The organism is Mesobacillus sp. LC4 (assembly GCF_053543455.1).
Genome location: NZ_JBGCUB010000003.1, coordinates 420,984 through 437,451 on the forward strand (window position 1 = coordinate 420,984; position 16,468 = coordinate 437,451).

General features: G+C 44.3%; 18 protein-coding genes. 2 read left to right on the forward strand and 16 right to left on the reverse strand.

Annotation, left to right across the window (positions count from 1 at the left end; genetic code table 11):
• Window positions 1–138: 138 nt before the first annotated feature.
• The 11 genes from AB5I83_RS12960 to AB5I83_RS13010 form a co-directional block, all read right to left on the reverse strand.
• On the reverse strand, window positions 139–882 hold the full coding sequence (locus AB5I83_RS12960; RefSeq protein ID WP_448975984.1) for a class I SAM-dependent methyltransferase: 744 nt from the start codon (window positions 880–882) through the stop codon (window positions 139–141).
• 125 nt (window positions 883–1,007) lie between these two features.
• On the reverse strand, window positions 1,008–2,387 hold the full coding sequence (locus tag AB5I83_RS12965) for a sensor histidine kinase (protein ID WP_448975911.1): 1,380 nt from the start codon (window positions 2,385–2,387) through the stop codon (window positions 1,008–1,010).
• A complete protein-coding gene (locus AB5I83_RS12970; protein WP_448975912.1) occupies window positions 2,384–3,085 on the reverse strand; it encodes a winged helix-turn-helix domain-containing protein in 702 nt (233 codons plus the stop codon). The genes AB5I83_RS12965 and AB5I83_RS12970 overlap by 4 nt, the downstream gene beginning before the upstream one ends.
• A 76-nt stretch (window positions 3,086–3,161) precedes the next feature.
• A complete protein-coding gene (locus tag AB5I83_RS12975; protein ID WP_448975913.1) occupies window positions 3,162–4,112 on the reverse strand; it encodes an ABC transporter permease in 951 nt (316 codons plus the stop codon).
• The gene (locus AB5I83_RS12980; protein ID WP_448975914.1) at window positions 4,113–5,024 is read right to left on the reverse strand and encodes an ABC transporter ATP-binding protein; all 912 of its coding nucleotides are present in this window, start codon (window positions 5,022–5,024) and stop codon (window positions 4,113–4,115) included.
• 145 nt (window positions 5,025–5,169) lie between these two features.
• Complete coding sequence (locus AB5I83_RS12985; RefSeq protein WP_448975915.1) at window positions 5,170–6,015, reverse strand: SDR family oxidoreductase; 846 nt, start codon at window positions 6,013–6,015, stop codon at window positions 5,170–5,172.
• A 67-nt stretch (window positions 6,016–6,082) separates the two neighbouring features.
• Window positions 6,083–6,643 (reverse strand): TetR/AcrR family transcriptional regulator, encoded by a 561-nt coding sequence (locus AB5I83_RS12990; RefSeq protein ID WP_448975916.1) that lies wholly within the window; start codon window positions 6,641–6,643, stop codon window positions 6,083–6,085.
• Between the two features lie 225 nt (window positions 6,644–6,868).
• Window positions 6,869–7,282 (reverse strand): hypothetical protein, encoded by a 414-nt coding sequence (locus tag AB5I83_RS12995; RefSeq protein WP_448975917.1) that lies wholly within the window; start codon window positions 7,280–7,282, stop codon window positions 6,869–6,871.
• Window positions 7,283–7,374: 92 nt separating this feature from the next.
• Entirely contained in the window at window positions 7,375–8,988 is a 1,614-nt protein-coding gene (locus AB5I83_RS13000; protein ID WP_448975918.1) for a hypothetical protein, read from the reverse strand.
• 2 nt (window positions 8,989–8,990) lie between these two features.
• Window positions 8,991–9,770, reverse strand: coding sequence for an ABC transporter ATP-binding protein (locus AB5I83_RS13005; RefSeq protein WP_448975919.1), 780 nt, complete (start codon window positions 9,768–9,770; stop codon window positions 8,991–8,993).
• 106 nt (window positions 9,771–9,876) lie between these two features.
• Complete coding sequence (locus AB5I83_RS13010) at window positions 9,877–10,611, reverse strand: sulfite exporter TauE/SafE family protein (RefSeq protein WP_448975920.1); 735 nt, start codon at window positions 10,609–10,611, stop codon at window positions 9,877–9,879.
• A 249-nt stretch (window positions 10,612–10,860) separates the two neighbouring features.
• On the opposite strand from AB5I83_RS13010, the gene AB5I83_RS13015 reads away from it, so the two are divergent.
• Window positions 10,861–11,421, forward strand: a complete 561-nt coding sequence (locus AB5I83_RS13015; RefSeq protein WP_448975921.1) for a GNAT family N-acetyltransferase — start codon at window positions 10,861–10,863, stop codon at window positions 11,419–11,421.
• A 174-nt stretch (window positions 11,422–11,595) separates the two neighbouring features.
• On the opposite strand, the gene AB5I83_RS13020 is transcribed toward AB5I83_RS13015, so the two are convergent.
• A complete protein-coding gene (locus AB5I83_RS13020) occupies window positions 11,596–11,862 on the reverse strand; it encodes a hypothetical protein (protein WP_448975922.1) in 267 nt (88 codons plus the stop codon).
• A 312-nt stretch (window positions 11,863–12,174) separates the two neighbouring features.
• On the opposite strand from AB5I83_RS13020, the gene AB5I83_RS13025 reads away from it, so the two are divergent.
• Entirely contained in the window at window positions 12,175–12,615 is a 441-nt protein-coding gene (locus AB5I83_RS13025) for a YtoQ family protein (protein WP_448975923.1), read from the forward strand.
• Window positions 12,616–12,693: 78 nt separating this feature from the next.
• Here AB5I83_RS13025 and AB5I83_RS13030 read toward each other — a convergent pair whose 3' ends face one another.
• The 4 genes from AB5I83_RS13030 to AB5I83_RS13045 all read right to left on the reverse strand — a co-directional run bounded on the left by AB5I83_RS13030 (window position 12,694) and on the right by AB5I83_RS13045 (window position 16,307).
• On the reverse strand, window positions 12,694–14,019 hold the full coding sequence (locus AB5I83_RS13030) for a hemolysin family protein (protein ID WP_448975924.1): 1,326 nt from the start codon (window positions 14,017–14,019) through the stop codon (window positions 12,694–12,696).
• Window positions 14,020–14,180: 161 nt separating this feature from the next.
• The gene (locus AB5I83_RS13035) at window positions 14,181–14,948 is read right to left on the reverse strand and encodes a TerC family protein (protein ID WP_448975925.1); all 768 of its coding nucleotides are present in this window, start codon (window positions 14,946–14,948) and stop codon (window positions 14,181–14,183) included.
• A gap of 20 nt (window positions 14,949–14,968) precedes the next feature.
• On the reverse strand, window positions 14,969–15,109 hold the full coding sequence (locus tag AB5I83_RS13040) for an FbpB family small basic protein (protein ID WP_167834139.1): 141 nt from the start codon (window positions 15,107–15,109) through the stop codon (window positions 14,969–14,971).
• Between the two features lie 325 nt (window positions 15,110–15,434).
• On the reverse strand, window positions 15,435–16,307 hold the full coding sequence (locus tag AB5I83_RS13045) for an AraC family transcriptional regulator (protein ID WP_448975926.1): 873 nt from the start codon (window positions 16,305–16,307) through the stop codon (window positions 15,435–15,437).
• Between the last annotated feature and the right edge of the window lie 161 nt (window positions 16,308–16,468).

Consider the following 16,468-nt stretch of genomic DNA (forward strand, 5'->3'; position numbering starts at 1 on the left):
GGGTATCTTTCGGATCTAATCGTACCCTTATAAAACTAATTCCCTCTACATAAGGGTATCTTTCGAGGCTCGATGGAGAATCATACGGCTCGCCAGCCGAATGAATGGCGAGTGTCTCCATTCATTCCTGCCATACAATTAACCTTTTACAGACTTAATGATCATCGTTGACGGGAATCTTCTAGCCTTATATAAAGAATAGTAACGATCGGACACTTCCTCATCCACGCCATCAAATTCAGGTGACACTTCGCTTTCAATCACAGACTCAATCGTGAAACCTGCGTTGATTAATTCATTTATGTAAGTGGACATTTTCCTTTTTGGAATGATTACCGGCGCTTCCTCTCCTTTAAAGTTTTGGTATTGTATCATTCCCTCCACCTGATAGGATCCATCGAGAAAGAGTTCTCCGTTCTGACTTTTCAAATGACCATATAACGGTTGGTCCCAGCTGAATATGAAGGAGCCGCCCGGCTTCAAATAGGAATGGATCAGTTCAAACGTAGCAGCAAGGTCTGATGTCCAGCCGATTGCATAGATGGAGCAAACTACGTCAAAGTATTGTTTTGGCAGCCCAATCTCAGATTCCATTGGTGCACAGAACAAATGGTGTTTTACATCCTTAAGTGTTTCTTCTGCAGTCCTTATTTGTGTCTCTGACAAATCCACTCCCCAGAGTTCACTTGCCCCCTTTTCAGCCATATAGGCAAGTGAATGCCCGCTGCCACAGCCAATATCAAGGACCTTTTTATTCTTGAGCTCGCCAAAAAGGCCTAACTCTTCTTCACTTTGGGCAAAAGGGCCATAGCTTGGCAAAGCGTCCTTCCCGTTAAAATGATGTGCCACAGTATTCCAGCTCTTTTTGTTTTGTTCGATCATCTCAATGGACAATTTAATCGCTCCAATTTCATTTAAGACTTCACTCAAATTTTAACATATTATCCCATGAAATAAACTTAGTATTCAGACAAAAAAGGAAGCACAGGGTACGTCCCCGTGCTCCACTAATGCCTCAGATACAATGGCAATGTGAAAGTAAATTCACTGCCTTTTCCAGGCTCGCTTGTCACCTGAATCTCTCCGCCATGTGTTTCAATAATGTATTTTACAATCGCAAGGCCAAGTCCTGTGCCGCCGGATTCCCTGGAACGCGACTTTTCGCCGCGGAAGAATGGATTGAAAATGTTTGGCAGATCTTCTGCACTTATCCCCTGTCCATTATCCTTTATGCTAACCTGAATAAAACTGCCCTGTTTCTCAATTTTCATGATGATTGTCGTCCCGCCATACTTGACGGCATTATCAATCAAGTTCACCATAACCTGCTTGATCCTGCCGCTGTCGATATTCAGGCTGACCGATGGCATTGCCCCAGCCAGCACCAGCTCTACTTCTCGATAGTCCAATTGCGCACTATGGAAAGCATCCTGAAAAAACTCGGAGCTGTTCACAAGATTCTTATCAATCGAGAGCTGCTCCAACTCGAACTTGGAGAACTCAAACAAGTCTTCAATGAGCCTGTCCAGCTGGTCGGTCTTTGATTTGATGACCCGATAATACTTCTTCTGCATCTCTTCATTTTTAGCAATTCCATCTTCAAGGCCCTCAACATAGCCCTTGATCGAGGCAAGTGGCGTGCGCAGATCATGCGATATGCTGGCAATCAGCTGCTTCCGCGACCGTTCATATTGCTGCCTTTGCTCGATCGATTTTTTCAGGTGCTCACGCATCAGGTTAAAGCCCTGTATGAACCGGCCGATTTCGTCCTGTTTTCCGTATCTGATTTTATAATCCAAGTTCCCTTCAATGACTTCCTCAGTCGCATGATATATTTCCTTTAAAGGATGGAGGACCGTCCTGGAGATATGCCAGGTCCACAGCAAAATGAGAGCGGCCAGGACGGCCAGCCCGATCGCAACCCCGCCAAGAACGGCATAGATCATTTCTTGAAACTGCCTGAATGGCGGCACAGAGAAGGAATTGGCCTGGATTTCAGCAGATAATTCGCCCTGTTCTTCGGTCAGTATGTCCACAGTAAACTTCCCGAGCCTATCCGGCCACATAGATGCTTCGCTACTTCTTTGATGTGCGGCAGAATTAAATACTGGAGCTCCTTCAGCGGAAAAAACCGTCAGCTCAATATCATATTTTTCAAGAAGCGGCCTTATCCTTTCGTAAAAGAAAGCTGGTTCTGCAAGATATTCAGCATTCTCGTGAATCGTACTTTTGACCTCAGACAGGAGAATGTTCAGTTCATCCTCATTCCCTGATTGTTGTTCCACACCTGAAGAAAATAAGGTTATAAACAAAATCGATGCCACAATCGGCAGCAAGATAATGCTGATAAAAGCGAAGATCAGCCGCGGCTTCAGCCCCCATCTCATGTGCTTCCACCATCGAATTTATAGCCTATTCCCCAGACTGTCTTTATAAATTGTGGTTCTGAAGGGTCTGATTCAATCTTCTCGCGCAGCTTTCGCACATACACGGTGATCGTGTTCGTATCGCCGACATGCTGGTAGCCCCAGACATTTTCGAGCAGCTGTTCTTTTGTGAATACCTGCCCTTTATTGGCCGCCATGAACGCAAGCAGCCGAAATTCTTTGGCCGAAAGCTCGACCTGATTCCCTGCACAAAACACTGTGTATTCTTTCATATTAATCTCAAGCCCGGGGAATCTGATGACATTTTCCGGCTCCTTTTGGACAGACAAATGCTTGAACCGCCGAAGCTGCGCCTTGATCCTTGCAACAAGCTCCCCAGGGCTGAATGGTTTGGTCACATAATCATCCGCGCCTATCCCGAGCCCGATGATCTTGTCAGTATCACTTTTCTTCGCACTCATGATGATAATCGGAATATTCGACTCTGCCCTGATCCTGCGGCAAAGCTCGATTCCATCCATTTTTGGCAGCATCACATCTAGCACGGCCACCACAGGCTGTTGTTCCATAAATTGATTCAACCCATCAAGCCCATCATAAGCCAAGATGCTTCGGAACCCCTCCGCCTCCAGATAATCGCGGACAAGCTCAGCAATTTCCCGTTCATCTTCCACAATCAGAATCAAATCTTTTTCCATGCACAGTACCGCCCTACTTTTTTAAAAATGAAGGAAACCACCAAAAGCGGTTTCCTCTTTCATAACATAGTTAAGCTTAAGCCGCAACATCACGCTTTTTAAAAATGTACAGCGACAGAAAAGCGAAAAGCGCGAAGTAAATCAACAACATGACAATGGAAAAAGTCATCGTCATTCCTTCAACAAGCGGTGTGCCTGTCGTGTACTGCTGCAAGTCCGTATTCGCGAACAGGATAAATTTTGCCCAGTCGTACTGGCTTAAAAGCTGGACGAGTTGCGGTCCCGTAAACATCAGGAACAACGAAATGCCAATTGCGAGCGAGCTGCTGCGGAACACAGTCGAAATCATGAAAGCGAGAGTCACCATCATGACAAGGTCGATGCTCCTGAAACCAAACAACTGAATAATATGGGTGACCATATTCTGCTCGACGACCTGTCCATTGCTATAGGCCAGGTATGGTGTTTCTGCACCGCCGAAGCCGAAAAAGAGGGTGCCAAACAGAAAGGATGCGCTGAACAATAATAGTAGCATTAAGAGTGCGAACAGCAAGGTCGAAGCATATTTTGCCAGGAGGATTTTCGTCCTGCTGACCGGGCGAATGAGCAGCAGCTTGACGGTTCCCCAGGAAAATTCACTCGCTACCATTCCAGCGGCAATCACAATCGTGAAAAGAGCAGCGATCCCGGTGAAGGTTGTAGCATCAACCATATAGCCCCAGAGTGAATCTCGTTCGATTGGTGCCACATCATTTTCAATCCGGTATTCATTCAAGGCAATCCTTTCTTCCATCATTCGCTTTTGCGCTTCAAGCATTGGCGCCGACTCTACACTTTCTGTCAACTGTGCATTCTCAGCGCTCAGCTGCGCCTTCCAGTCAGCATTTCCGCCAGGATCCAACACAAACTTTGTAAAAATACCAACAAGGGCCACGACGAGAACCAGGATCCCGATCATCACCCATGTTCCCACCCGCTTATATATTTTAATATTCTCATTATGCACCAATCTGAAAAAATGGCTCATTTATTTCCCCTCCGTCATTTCCAGGAATTTTTCCTCCAAGGTCTTATTCCCGGAAGAGATTTTGTAGATACTGAATTCATTTTCCGCAAGCGCCTTAACAAGTGCTGGTATGTTTTCACGGCTGGCTGAAACCTGCAGCTCATTTCCATTGATTTTTGGATTGAGTTCAGGAAGTGTTTTTTCAATAAACTCTTTGGCTTTTTCAAGCGATTCTACTTCGATCACCGTGTTCACCTTATCTCCAACAAATTCCCCGACACTTTCCACGCTCACCAGATGCCCATCCTGGATGATGCCAATCCGGTCACACATCATTTGCATTTCCGAAAGCATGTGGCTGGATACAAACACAGCGATTCCTTCCTCATGGGCAATCTTCCTTATATATGTGCGGATTTCTCTGATTCCGGCAGGGTCCAGGCCGTTTGTCGGCTCATCGAGGATTAATAAAGCCGGAGAATGCAATAAGGCCTGTGCGAGTCCGAGCCTCTGCCTCATTCCGAGAGAATAGCCCTTCACCTTTTCATGGATTCGCTTCTCGAGCCCGACAAGCTTCACGATTTCATTGATTCTTTCCTTCTTCACCGGGACCGGCAGCATCCGCGCATATTGAAGCAAATTATCATAACCTGAAAGGAACTTGTACATCTCTGGATTTTCAATGATTCCGCCAACATGCGAAATCGCCTTCTCAAAGTTTTTCTGTATGCTGTAACCATTGATCTGCACTTCACCTTCCGTGATTCCCATCAACCCGACCATCATCCGGATTGTCGTCGTCTTCCCCGCACCATTCGGCCCCAGGAACCCAAAGACCTCACCAGGAAACACATCCATGCTGATTCCATGGATAATCGTTTTATCTCCAATCACTTTCTTTAAATTCTTTATCTCCACAATCGGCTTTTTCATAGGTCATAGCCTCCCTTTCACATTCTTTATTCTGCCAACAAAAACCTAAAATGCTCTTATGAAATTATTAATAAATGATTAAAATGCACGAAAAAGAGAGCGCCCATTGGGTCACCCTCCATTCTGAAGAATTTTTTAAAAATCCCTAAAGCCAAACTTCTTTGTAATCCTCGATATACTCCCTGATGCTGGATGGCTTCGTTCCAGTTACCTTTTCAAAGTCATCCTTTATCCCTTTTGCCAGGCCCAATTTCGTCGGCATGTGGATGCCGGCAACAACATTGATAAAACTCTCATCATTTCCCGCAGAAATCATATGATCTTTAAACTCTTTTACGGAAGGGTTAGAGTACTCAACCTTCGTATTCATCACTTCTGACATGATCCTGGCCACTTCATAAAAATCGAGCGCTTCCTTGCCGGTGATGACGTAATTTTTATTCCTGTGCCCTGCCGGATCAGTCAGGGCAATCGCTGCAACCTCGGCAATATCCCTGGCATCTACAAAGCTCGTCTTCCCATTTCCTGCAGGCACAAAGATGCGTTTTCGCTCTTTTAGCTCCTTGTGTAAGAAGTCATTCAAATTTTGCATGAAGTAGCCTGCACGCAAAAATGTATAAGGAATTCCAGCCTTCTTTATTAATTTTTCATTTTTAAAATGGTGGATGAATGGCATGAATTGGACATCCTTCACTGAAAGGTAGACAATATGGCGGACGCCCTTCTGCTTGGCCAGTGTGATAAAGGCTTCAAACTCGATACGCTCTCCAGGCGGGTACATCAGGAAAATCCCATCAATTCCTTCCAAAGCCTCCTCGAAAGTATCTGGCTTTGAAAAATCGAGGGCGACAAAATCGAACGCTGAACCATGCCGCTCCCTTGCCCGATCCACATTCCGGACACCACATTTCATTGAGACTTCCCTTTCCTTTAATTTCTCCGCTACTTCATAACCAACCTTGCCATTGAAACCAGTCACTAATATTGTCATGTTCATCCACCTCATCATTTTTGTAGACCAGTCTATATAATTCACTTTCAAAAAACCCCAGCAATACTCACTTTAAGAGTGCTGGAATATTTTTAGCCGCCAATAACAGCGGTTCATTGTTACCCATTGTAAAAGATAGCAGAAAAGCTCCTTCAATCATGCTGTTGATGACTATTCCAAGTTCTCTTGCCCTGTCTTCTTCATATCCCGATTCAAGCAATTTGTCGGTAAACACTTGCTGGAAACTCTCATAGCCGCTTTGACAGGCTTTTCGAATGCGTTCGCTGAAAAGAGCGGTCTCAAGTGCGACTGCAGCAATGGGAACTCCTTCTTGGGTGGCATCATGTTGATATTGCTCTGCCATTTTTTCAATAAAATTTTGAATCGCTTCAGCGGCATCTGCTTTTTGATCCAATCCCCGCTTAATGCGTTCCCTGACATGCTCAGCAGTCAATTGCACAGACTCAACCGCAAGCTGTTCCTTTCCATCAGGAAAGTAATAGTATAAAGAACCCTTCGGAGCACCACTTTCTTTTAAAATGTGATTCAGGCCGGTACCATGGTAACCCTGCAGCTGAAACAGCCGTGATGCCGTGCTGATTAATTTATCCTTTGAAGTCTCCTTCACATCACTCACCCCACATTTTTATATTATAACAATCGGTCTACATATAACATAAGCAATGGTGAAAACATTGTGTCAATCGGGGCATAGCGCTTATCCATTATGGATAATCCAGTTTCTTACTGTCCAATGCTGTAAAAAAAGAAGCACAAGACCTGAACTGCCCGTTATTGTCAGACTAAAATACTAACATTTACGTGGCAGTTCAATCCCCATGCTTTGATGGTATTACTCATCAGCTGTGATCACGAACAAATTGAGCAGGAAAATATACAATGGATATGCGAGCAATCCCCCTATGATGATTAAACCAGATACAGGATTCGGGTCATCTCCACCATAAGTGATTGGAAATAATGAAGCGAATATATACAGGAAAAGCACAAAATAAGGTATCCACAGGATAATGGTCCAATAGTTCGCCTTTCTTCTGCCCAGCCACTTTTTTGTAAAAGAAATTAGCAGAAGTGAGCCAGCTGTTATTTCTATTAAAATCATTACGCCAGTCAAAAGATTGACCGTATCAATTCTCCAGTTTGTTAACCTGTTTATGCGATATACATTCACCATTAGTTCAACTGGCAAAAACACCATTAGAGCGTACAAAATACTGATGGCATTTACTCTAAAAAAGTACATCATAATGGTTCTCCTTCGAGACAAGAAACATACTTATCCTAAGTAAAATGGAAAACGGTCCTATGAGAAGACTCACAGTGTACCGCCCTCTCCCTTCATTTCAACCTCTTCCACAACACCAAATTCAATACAAGCAGCAGCACACCATAACCCACTACTCCAAAGGACACCTTCAAAGCTAAATAGTGCAGCCCAACGAAGACGGGGATGATTAACATCAGCAGGAACAATCTTATATCCCCACTTTGCTTTACGGCGTCAAATGGCTGTGAAAAGGCTAGTTCCTTTTCTCCTGCCAGATAGCAGAGCACAGTATAGATCAATGCTGCCACTAATACGGCAAGCAGGTCATCAAGGACTCTCAGCCCGAACAGAAAGCTGAACATGATCGATACAAGCAGGAACAATGGCAAAAATAGCTGGAACAGGAATGCCTTCAATGCCGCTTTATTAAGAATGAAAGGATTTTTCAGCGGTGAGACTTGGTAAATCCATCCCCCTTTATAGGAACCGGAATGCGCTAGCATAATGACTGATGCCGGGATGACCAGCATGACTGAGTAGATGGTCAAATAATAGCTGCTCGCCCTGAATTCCTCAAAAGTCATCATTCCATAGCCGTTGAACATGAACACAAATGGAATCACGACGGCAAATCCGAGGGAAGGATACACCTTCAACTTGAAATCGCGCTCGTTTTTCATCATGATTCTCGTGAACCGGAAAAATGGCAGCTCCTCTTTGGAGATAAAGAAAGGCAAGGAACGAAAGACCTTCCATTTGCTGCTTGCTTTTTTCTTGCCTGTCTGAGCGGTCAGCTTCTGCAAGTTGCGTTCGAAATCCGGAATCATTTTCACATACAAAAGGATGGACACAATAGGTCCTAACAACGCAAAAAGGGTCAAAATCAGATTACCGGAATTCCTGTCGCCCCCAAGCAGGACATCGAATAGGCCGGCAAACCACATGGGCGGAAGCAGCAGCTGCCACCAGGCAAAATCCAGATGATAGTCAAGATTCACCAATTCAAAAGAACGCGCCACGACCTGGTAGCCAATCATGACCCCAACGGATAGGGCAATCTGGACATAGTTGATGATATCCTTCAGCTTCTCGCCGTCAAAATATCGCAAAATGAATAAATACAGCAGCGCCGTGAACGCAATGATGAAGACATCAGCCAGCGCAAATGAAACTAGCAGCAAGCCCGTGAATAAAATCCCTTTAAAGATTGCGCTGACTACCAATGGGATCATTGTTGTGGCAAGGGTGATGTACAGCATATAAATCGTCACATGCAGCAATTTTGCCATGCTCACTGTCTTTGACTTGACTGGTTTCGTATCGAGGACACTTTTATCCCGCAAGTCGAGCAATACCGATGAAAAGTCGGAAATCAGTGTCGTCATGATGATGAACATGAAAATACTGAACAGGATGGATACCTGGAACAGATAGTTATCATTTAAAAATAAAAACGGGATCAGCATCAATCCAAACAAGCCATAGATCCACAAAGACTTGAAAAACTCATTCGTCTCCGGCCTATCCTTCTTCTTCCGGGATTGATTGAACACGGTCGGCTTGCGGCGCTGGTCCATCGTCAGCTTGACCTGAAGAATCCGCCGCATCGTCTTGTACTCTACACCCATTTTTAAAAAGAGAGGTTTGAACAAATCAAGCAGCTTTAATATGAAAAAGTTCTCCATCGTCACCCCTCCCTGACAATGGATACAAATTCAGCGGCACGGTCCTCATGCTCATGAAAACCGGTCATCTGGTTGAAAATATTCTCCAGCGAACCCGCCTTGCTCTGAGACTTCAATTCTTCGAAACTTCCATTCGCCACAATATGGCCGCCGTGCAGCAGGACAATCCGGTTGCTGATTTTCTCAACGACATCCATGATATGGGACGAATAAAAAATCGTCTTCCCTTCAGCTGCGAACCGGGCAAGGATTTCTTTGAACACCATCACACTATTTGCATCCAGGCCAGTCAACGGTTCATCCAGGAACAGCAAATCAGGGTTATGTAAGAAACTAGATACAATCAGCGTCTTCTGCCTCATCCCTTTGGAAAAAGATGAGATCCGTGAATGGTAGACATCACTCAGGCCAAACACATCAAACAACTGCTCCGCTTTCCGGTCGGCATCGTCATATTCCATGCCATACAGCTCGGCGACGAACGTCAAATACTCCTGGGCCGTTAGTGAGTCATACATTTCCGACGTTTCGGGAATGTAACCGATTCGCTGTTTATAGCCGCCGCCCTGTCCTGCGATATCCTTCCCAAAAATCTCAATCTTGCCGGAATATCCTTCTTCAAGACCGAGCATCAGTTTTACCGTCGTACTTTTTCCTGCGCCATTCGGTCCTATATATCCAATGATTTCTCCTCTATTAACCTTTAAATCGATCCCTTTCAGCACCTCTTTGCTGTCATACGATTTTGTCAGGCCGGTAATCGATAATACCTCCGAAGACATGACTCTCCCCCTTTTAAAAATGGTTCAAAATACCATATTCCCATTCTAACATAGTAGTAAAATACTGGAATGGCATGTGGGGTATCAGCCATTTCCTTGGAGCTCTCTACAACACTTTTTCGAAAAAGATCTGTACAACCAAAGCCACCGTCATTACCCTCAAAATCGGTTTAACATAACGCGGGTTCAGCTTGCTGGCGATCCTCACCCCTATCTGTGCTCCTGTCACTGAACCGAGCATCAAAGCGAGGGCCACTGGCCAAATCACGTCCCCAGCCGAGATATAGGTAATCGCCGCCCCTAAGCAGCTCGAAAATGTTGCAAGACGGACATATCCGACCGCACGGATGTAGGCGATGTTCAAATGATCAAACAGATACAGCATCAGTGTTCCTTGCCCCGGCCCAAATAGGCCATCATAAATCCCGATTGCGTATAACCCCGGAATACTTTTAGCTGAAGGCTTTAATGGCTGATCGCCTGACATGCTCCCTTTCCCCAGAAATGAGGCGATGAAAGCAAAAACCAGCAGGCCAATCGCCACGAAATACATATCATCACTGGAGATTTTTGAAGCAATGAAGCCCCCACTGACTCCGCCAATCAGACTGACAGGTATGATCCAGAACGATTCCTTAAAAGTGATTTTCTTTTCCCTATAAAGATGGTAAAAGCTCGAGAACGAGCTGACCGTATTCGAAACCTTATTTGCGGCAATTGCCGAATGGACTGGTATACCCAAAACGAGCATGGAAGGTAAGCTGATCAAGCCCCCGCCACCCGCCAGAGTTCCAATCGTCGTTGCTAAAATTCCAATGAAGAACAGGATGATATAATCCATATTTTAACACCTCCTTCATCCATTATATTCTTGCTTATTCAATAAGGAAATTTAATGTTTTTAATGATTATCCATAACTTTTACTTATATAGACACCAGCAATACACATACCCTCTTTGATGTCCATTCAAATTCTATCAAGTTAATTAACAGAAGAGCGCATGACCGATAAAAAAGGAAATGGCAGGCTCGCTGTAGAAATTACAACTACATCTGATGTACCAATTAAAATAATCGGAGGTTTTCCCTATGAAAAATGATTCAAAGCCCGTCAGGCTACTGATCGGTGATAGAGTGTATTTAAGGCCGCTCAGCCTGGAGGATACGGAAACGTATTTCCAGCAATTATTTGACCCTGAAGTCAGGAGGCTCACGGGGACGACCCGAGCATTTACCAAAGAAGGAATTCACCGCTACATCGACGGAGAATCCCAGGATTCCTCCACTGTCCTTCTGTTCATCTGCCTGAAAGACAGTGATGAGGTCATTGGGGACATTGCCTTGCAGGATATCGATCCAATCAACCGGAATTGCAACATTCGGATTGCTGTTGAAAGCAAGTATCAGGGAAAAGGCTATGGAACCGAAGCCATGCCGCTTATGCTCGATTACGGATTTGGCATTTTGAACATGCACCGAATTGAGTTAGAGGTGTTCTCTTATAACCCCCGCGCAATCCATGTGTACGAAAAACTCGGGTTCAAACAAGAAGGGATACAGCGTGACTATCTCTACTACAATCATAAATACCATGACTGCATAAAAATGAGTATTCTAGAAGATGAATTCAGAGAGTTATATGTAAAGTGATTATGAGACAGAGGGAGGAATAAATAGAGGGCCAGTAAACAGTCTGAAAATCCGTGAAAATATCCAAAATATTTAAAGGGGCATAGTGTAATGTGACCACATGCTCTTTTTCATTCATTATGGTAAGCTCACGAAATGCTTGCAAAAAAAAGAAGCACAGGGCAAAACCCGGCCTCAGCCTTCCATTATGTTCATAAGCTTGAAAGCTGCCAAACTAGTCAGCATCAGCCCAAATACAAGCATGATTCCCCCAGCAACCAAAAAGGAATTGATATAACTTTTGACCATGAGATGATAATACGCTGTGTCCGCTCCTCCGCGGCTAGCCAGCCAGGAGTCAGCCATTGACGAACCCAAAGACACGCTTGAAAACGTCAGAATCACTCCTAGCAAACTGAATAGAGCGCCAATAATCACAAAGCCTTGCAGCTTTTTTTTCATTTTCCTCCCACTCCCTTCAGCAGCCAATCATCCTCTGCTGGATGAATAAATCCATAACATACAAGGTACTTCTCGTTTTTTCCAATCGGTTGCAAAGTAAACACTTGCCACTCGATAGAAATGTATTCAAGGAGAAAGCTGAAAAATCCTTTTTTTGGATTTCTTATAAAAAAAAAACACAGGTTTATCTAGATTTAGAAACACTTATTCAAACAATCAGCCAGATGGAAAAATAGAGATCCTAATTCCTTTGAATTATCAGTAAAGTTTACTATGATTGAATGAGAATATATATAATTGGAGGGTGTTACGATGGAATTAACGGTTTATTTAGCTGGGCAGATTCACGATGATTGGCGGGATCAGGTGGCACAAAAGGCGAAGGATAAGAATTTGCCTCTTGTCTTCGTTGGTCCGCAGACGAACCATGATCGCTCTGATAATATTGGCGAGGATATCCTCGGAGAACAGCCAGGCAATGTGTATAAGGATGATGCGGCATCTGATATCAACAACTTCAGGACACAGGTTTTAATGCAAAAATCCGATATCGTCATCGCTCTTTTCGGGGAAAAGTATAAACAGTGGAACACTGCGATGGATGCAAGCGCTGCGATCACGATGAACAAACCAACGATTATCGTCAGACCAGAATCCTTGATTCATCCTTTGAAAGAGTTATCCAATAAAGCGAATGTAACGGTAGAAAATATCGACCAGGCATTGGATGTCATTAGTTATATTTATGAATAAGTGGAAGCGCAGAATGCACACTCCTGCGCTTCTTGAATAAAAATGAAGCATAGGCGCCCTATGCTTCATTTTTCATTACTATTCAGATGCTTCTTCTGAATCTTTTATTCTAACGTTAACAGTAGCAATTCTTCTGTCGTCCATTTCGGCAACGGTAAACACGATATCCTGATATTCAATCTCTGGGTGTTCACCCGCAGCAGGAATATATCCAAGCTGACCAAGGACAAATCCGCTTAGTGTATCATATTCTTCGCTTGGGAGTGCTATTTTTAGAGCATCCTCTACTTCATATAAATTAAGCGTTCCTGCCATCACATACTGGTTAGCATCCACCTGAACAATTTCAGCGGCGTCAAGTTCCGGTTCATCATATTCATCGAAAATATTGCCGACGATTTCCTCAAGCAGGTCCTCGATCGTCACTATTCCATCCGTTCCGCCATATTCATCAATCGCAACCGCCATATGGATATTGCTCTTCTGCATCACTTTAAAGAACTGATCGAGGCGCATGGATTCCAGTACAAAGTTTGGTTCGCGAAGCATGCTTCTCAGATTAAACTGTTCCTGATCCTCACATTCAATGAACGGAATCAAATCCTTTGTATGGAGAATGCCAACGATATGGTCGATGCTTCCTTCATACACAGGCATTCTTGTGTACTTTTCCCTGTTCACTATGGAAACCGTATCTTTCAGGCTAGTATTAACAGAAAGAGCGACAATATTGGTCCTGTGTGTCATGATGTCAGAGATTGTCTTATTATCAAATTCAAAGATATTGTTGATCATCTCTTTCTCTGTATCCTGAATGGTTCCTTTTTCCATGCCCACATCGACCATCATGCGGATTTCTTCCTCAGTTACATTCTCTTCATCCGCATTTGGATCGACTCCAAACAGTCTGACGATTCCGTTAGTGGATAACGTCAATAACTTAACGAATGGAGACGAAACCTTGGATAAGACTGTCAAAGGAGCAGCAGCGAACATAGCAATTGGTTCAGCTTTCTGCAACGCTAGCCGCTTCGGGACCAATTCTCCAAGTACGAGAGTAAAATAAGACAGCACTAATGTGATTGTAATGACAGATATTAATTCCAGCATGCTTTGTGAAAGCGGCACACCCATTTCGCTTAAAAATGCTGCCATCCGTCCGGCAAAGCTTTCAGCTGCAAACGCACTCGCCAGGAATCCTGCCAGCGTGATGCCAATCTGGATTGTCGCCAGGAAACGGCTTGGTTCAGACATCAGATTGTACAGCATTTGCGCTTTGCGGTCACCGCCTTCAGCCATCAATTTTACTTTATTGTCATTCAAAGAAATCAGCGCGATCTCTGATGCCGCAAAAAAAGCGTTCAAGACAATCAGGATCAATAATACCACTATCTCTGTTCCCAAAAGGGATCAACCTCCAAATACATATTTCTCATAATTGTATCACATCATTTACATGTCAGGACATTCGGAGCTTTTCTCCCTGCCGGTCCTTTAACCGCAAATTCATTTTCCAATGGATACTACTATTCTTTGCAATGTTCGATTATATCCTTTTGACATATTTAAGCAGCTTGGTTGACTGTCTTTTCCTTCGACATGAACCAGCCTGTTGCTGCGATGCCGACGAGTACCGTGTAGAAAAATAGCTTCCATTCCAAAGAATGGGCGAACTCATAGGAAATGACTCCGATATCTTTATGCCCTAGTGTCAACACAGCCAGTTTGACACCTACCCAGCCAACGATTGCGAACGCAGCAATTTCAAGGCCCGGTCTTGACTGAAGCAATTTGACAAACAGATTGGCTGCGAAACGCATGATGATCAATCCGATTAGACCTCCAGCGAAAATGACGAGGAACTTGCCGCCATCCATCCCGCCAATCGCCGGCAGGTTTGTGTTCGGCAGCGTCATCGCTAGAGCTACAGCCGCCAGGATTGAATCAACCGCGAACGCGATATCTGCCAGCTCTACCTTGAAAACAGTTGCCCAAAAGCCAGACTTCTTTTTCTCATCTGCTTTGTTTTCATCTTCCAATTTCTTAAAATAAAGCTTCCTGACTATGTGGTTAATGGCAATGAACAACAGGTAGAGAGCCCCGATCGCCTGTACCTGCCAGACATCGACGAGAAAAGAAATGATGAATAGAGACCCAAATCGGAAAACAAAAGCCCCTGCCAGGCCATAGAAGAGCGCCTTCTTTCGCTGCTCTTCCGGAAGATGTTTGACCATGATCGCCAATACCAAAGCATTATCCGCGGCCAGCAATCCTTCAAGAGCAATCAATAACACTAATACCCAACCGTATTCAAATAAAATCGACAGTTCCAATCGCTTTTCCCCCTTTTAAATTAAGATGCATTCCCGCTTTTTTGTGCCAAACGCCTGTCTTCAATCCTTTCCTCGATTTTTTCCAGCTGCTTCTGATCCTCCAAAAGCTCTAGCCTGTTTGCCTTCAGCAATTCCTCAAAAGTCACTTTTTTCTTTTTCAACTGATCCCTCTCCTTTTCAGTAGTTTCATAGATTGAAAGTTCATGTTTGTCTGCGGTCTGATGAATAGAAAAAGACCCTTACCAGACATGGTAAAGGTCTTAAGACAACAAAAAGACCTTTACCAAATAGGCAAAGGTCTTGCTAACAACGCCAGGCGTTGCCAACAAAGCCGGGAAGCGCGAAACTTCCGAAATGACGACTCTGCTGTAAAAGCTACTCCCCTTTAGGAGAACTATTCAATTAATGTAAGTACAATATAATTCATGTACAGGCACTGTGTCAATATGGAATGTGCAAACAGGATAGTGATCACATTCCAGTACATTACTTCCTTTTCACCGGAATCCAGATTTCACTCCGGAATGTTTGCGAAGATATATCTTTCTGTTCATTCCAGAGGAGTTCGGGGCCTTCTGCCTGTTCGTAGCCCGCAGATGGAAACCACTCGGAATAGATCCTGCCCCACACATTTTGAAGGGTTTCTGGGAACGGGCCGATTGCTTCGAAAACTGCCCAAGTCGATGGTGCCACTTCCAAGGAAGCAAAGTGTGGCGGGCACTCTTTCGTCGTAGCGGAACCAATATAGTGGTCAAGTTCCCCTTTGCCCTCCATTCGGCCTTCGGAAAAATTCACCGATGCGCTGACCAGTCCCAGCGGTTCCGTATCCGACAGCTCCTTCATCTCCTGAATTTTTTCCATATTCAAGCTTTGCCACATCGCATTGATTTCCGGATTCACTCCGTGGTAGACCAGCGGCACTCTTTTCATGATTCCAACAATGCGAAATGCATCTTTCTCGACGATTCTGTAATTCATTTCAGAACCTCCCTTTATTGTTAATTGGAAGGTCATAGACGGATAAGCTTTTAAAGAATGACCTGGCATCCTTGCTTCCGATGGAGTGATTCCATGTAAGCTGTGGAACGCCCTTGTAAAAGAATCTGGAGAACGATACCCATACTTCATCGCCACATCGATTACCTTGACATCGCGATCCTCCAGCTCGAATGCCGCCAGCGTAAGCCGCCTCCGCCTAATGTATTCAGTAAGCGAAACACCCGCGAGGAAAGAGAACATCCTTTTAAAATGATATTCCGAACAATACGCCCGCCTGGCCACTTCCTTAAAATCGATCTCTTCCGCCAGATTCTCCTCAATATATCTCATGGCCTCATTCATACTCTCCAGCATATCCATGTCACGACCTCCTTCCTATTCAACAATAACAGGAACTGAATCCCTTCACCCGACAATCCCTGCACCGTTTTTGCAGTGCCGAGGAGCTCGAATGACTATTCATAATATCCAAGTATTCCATCTATTGTCATATTTTACTACAGTTCATGCCAGTTGAGTGT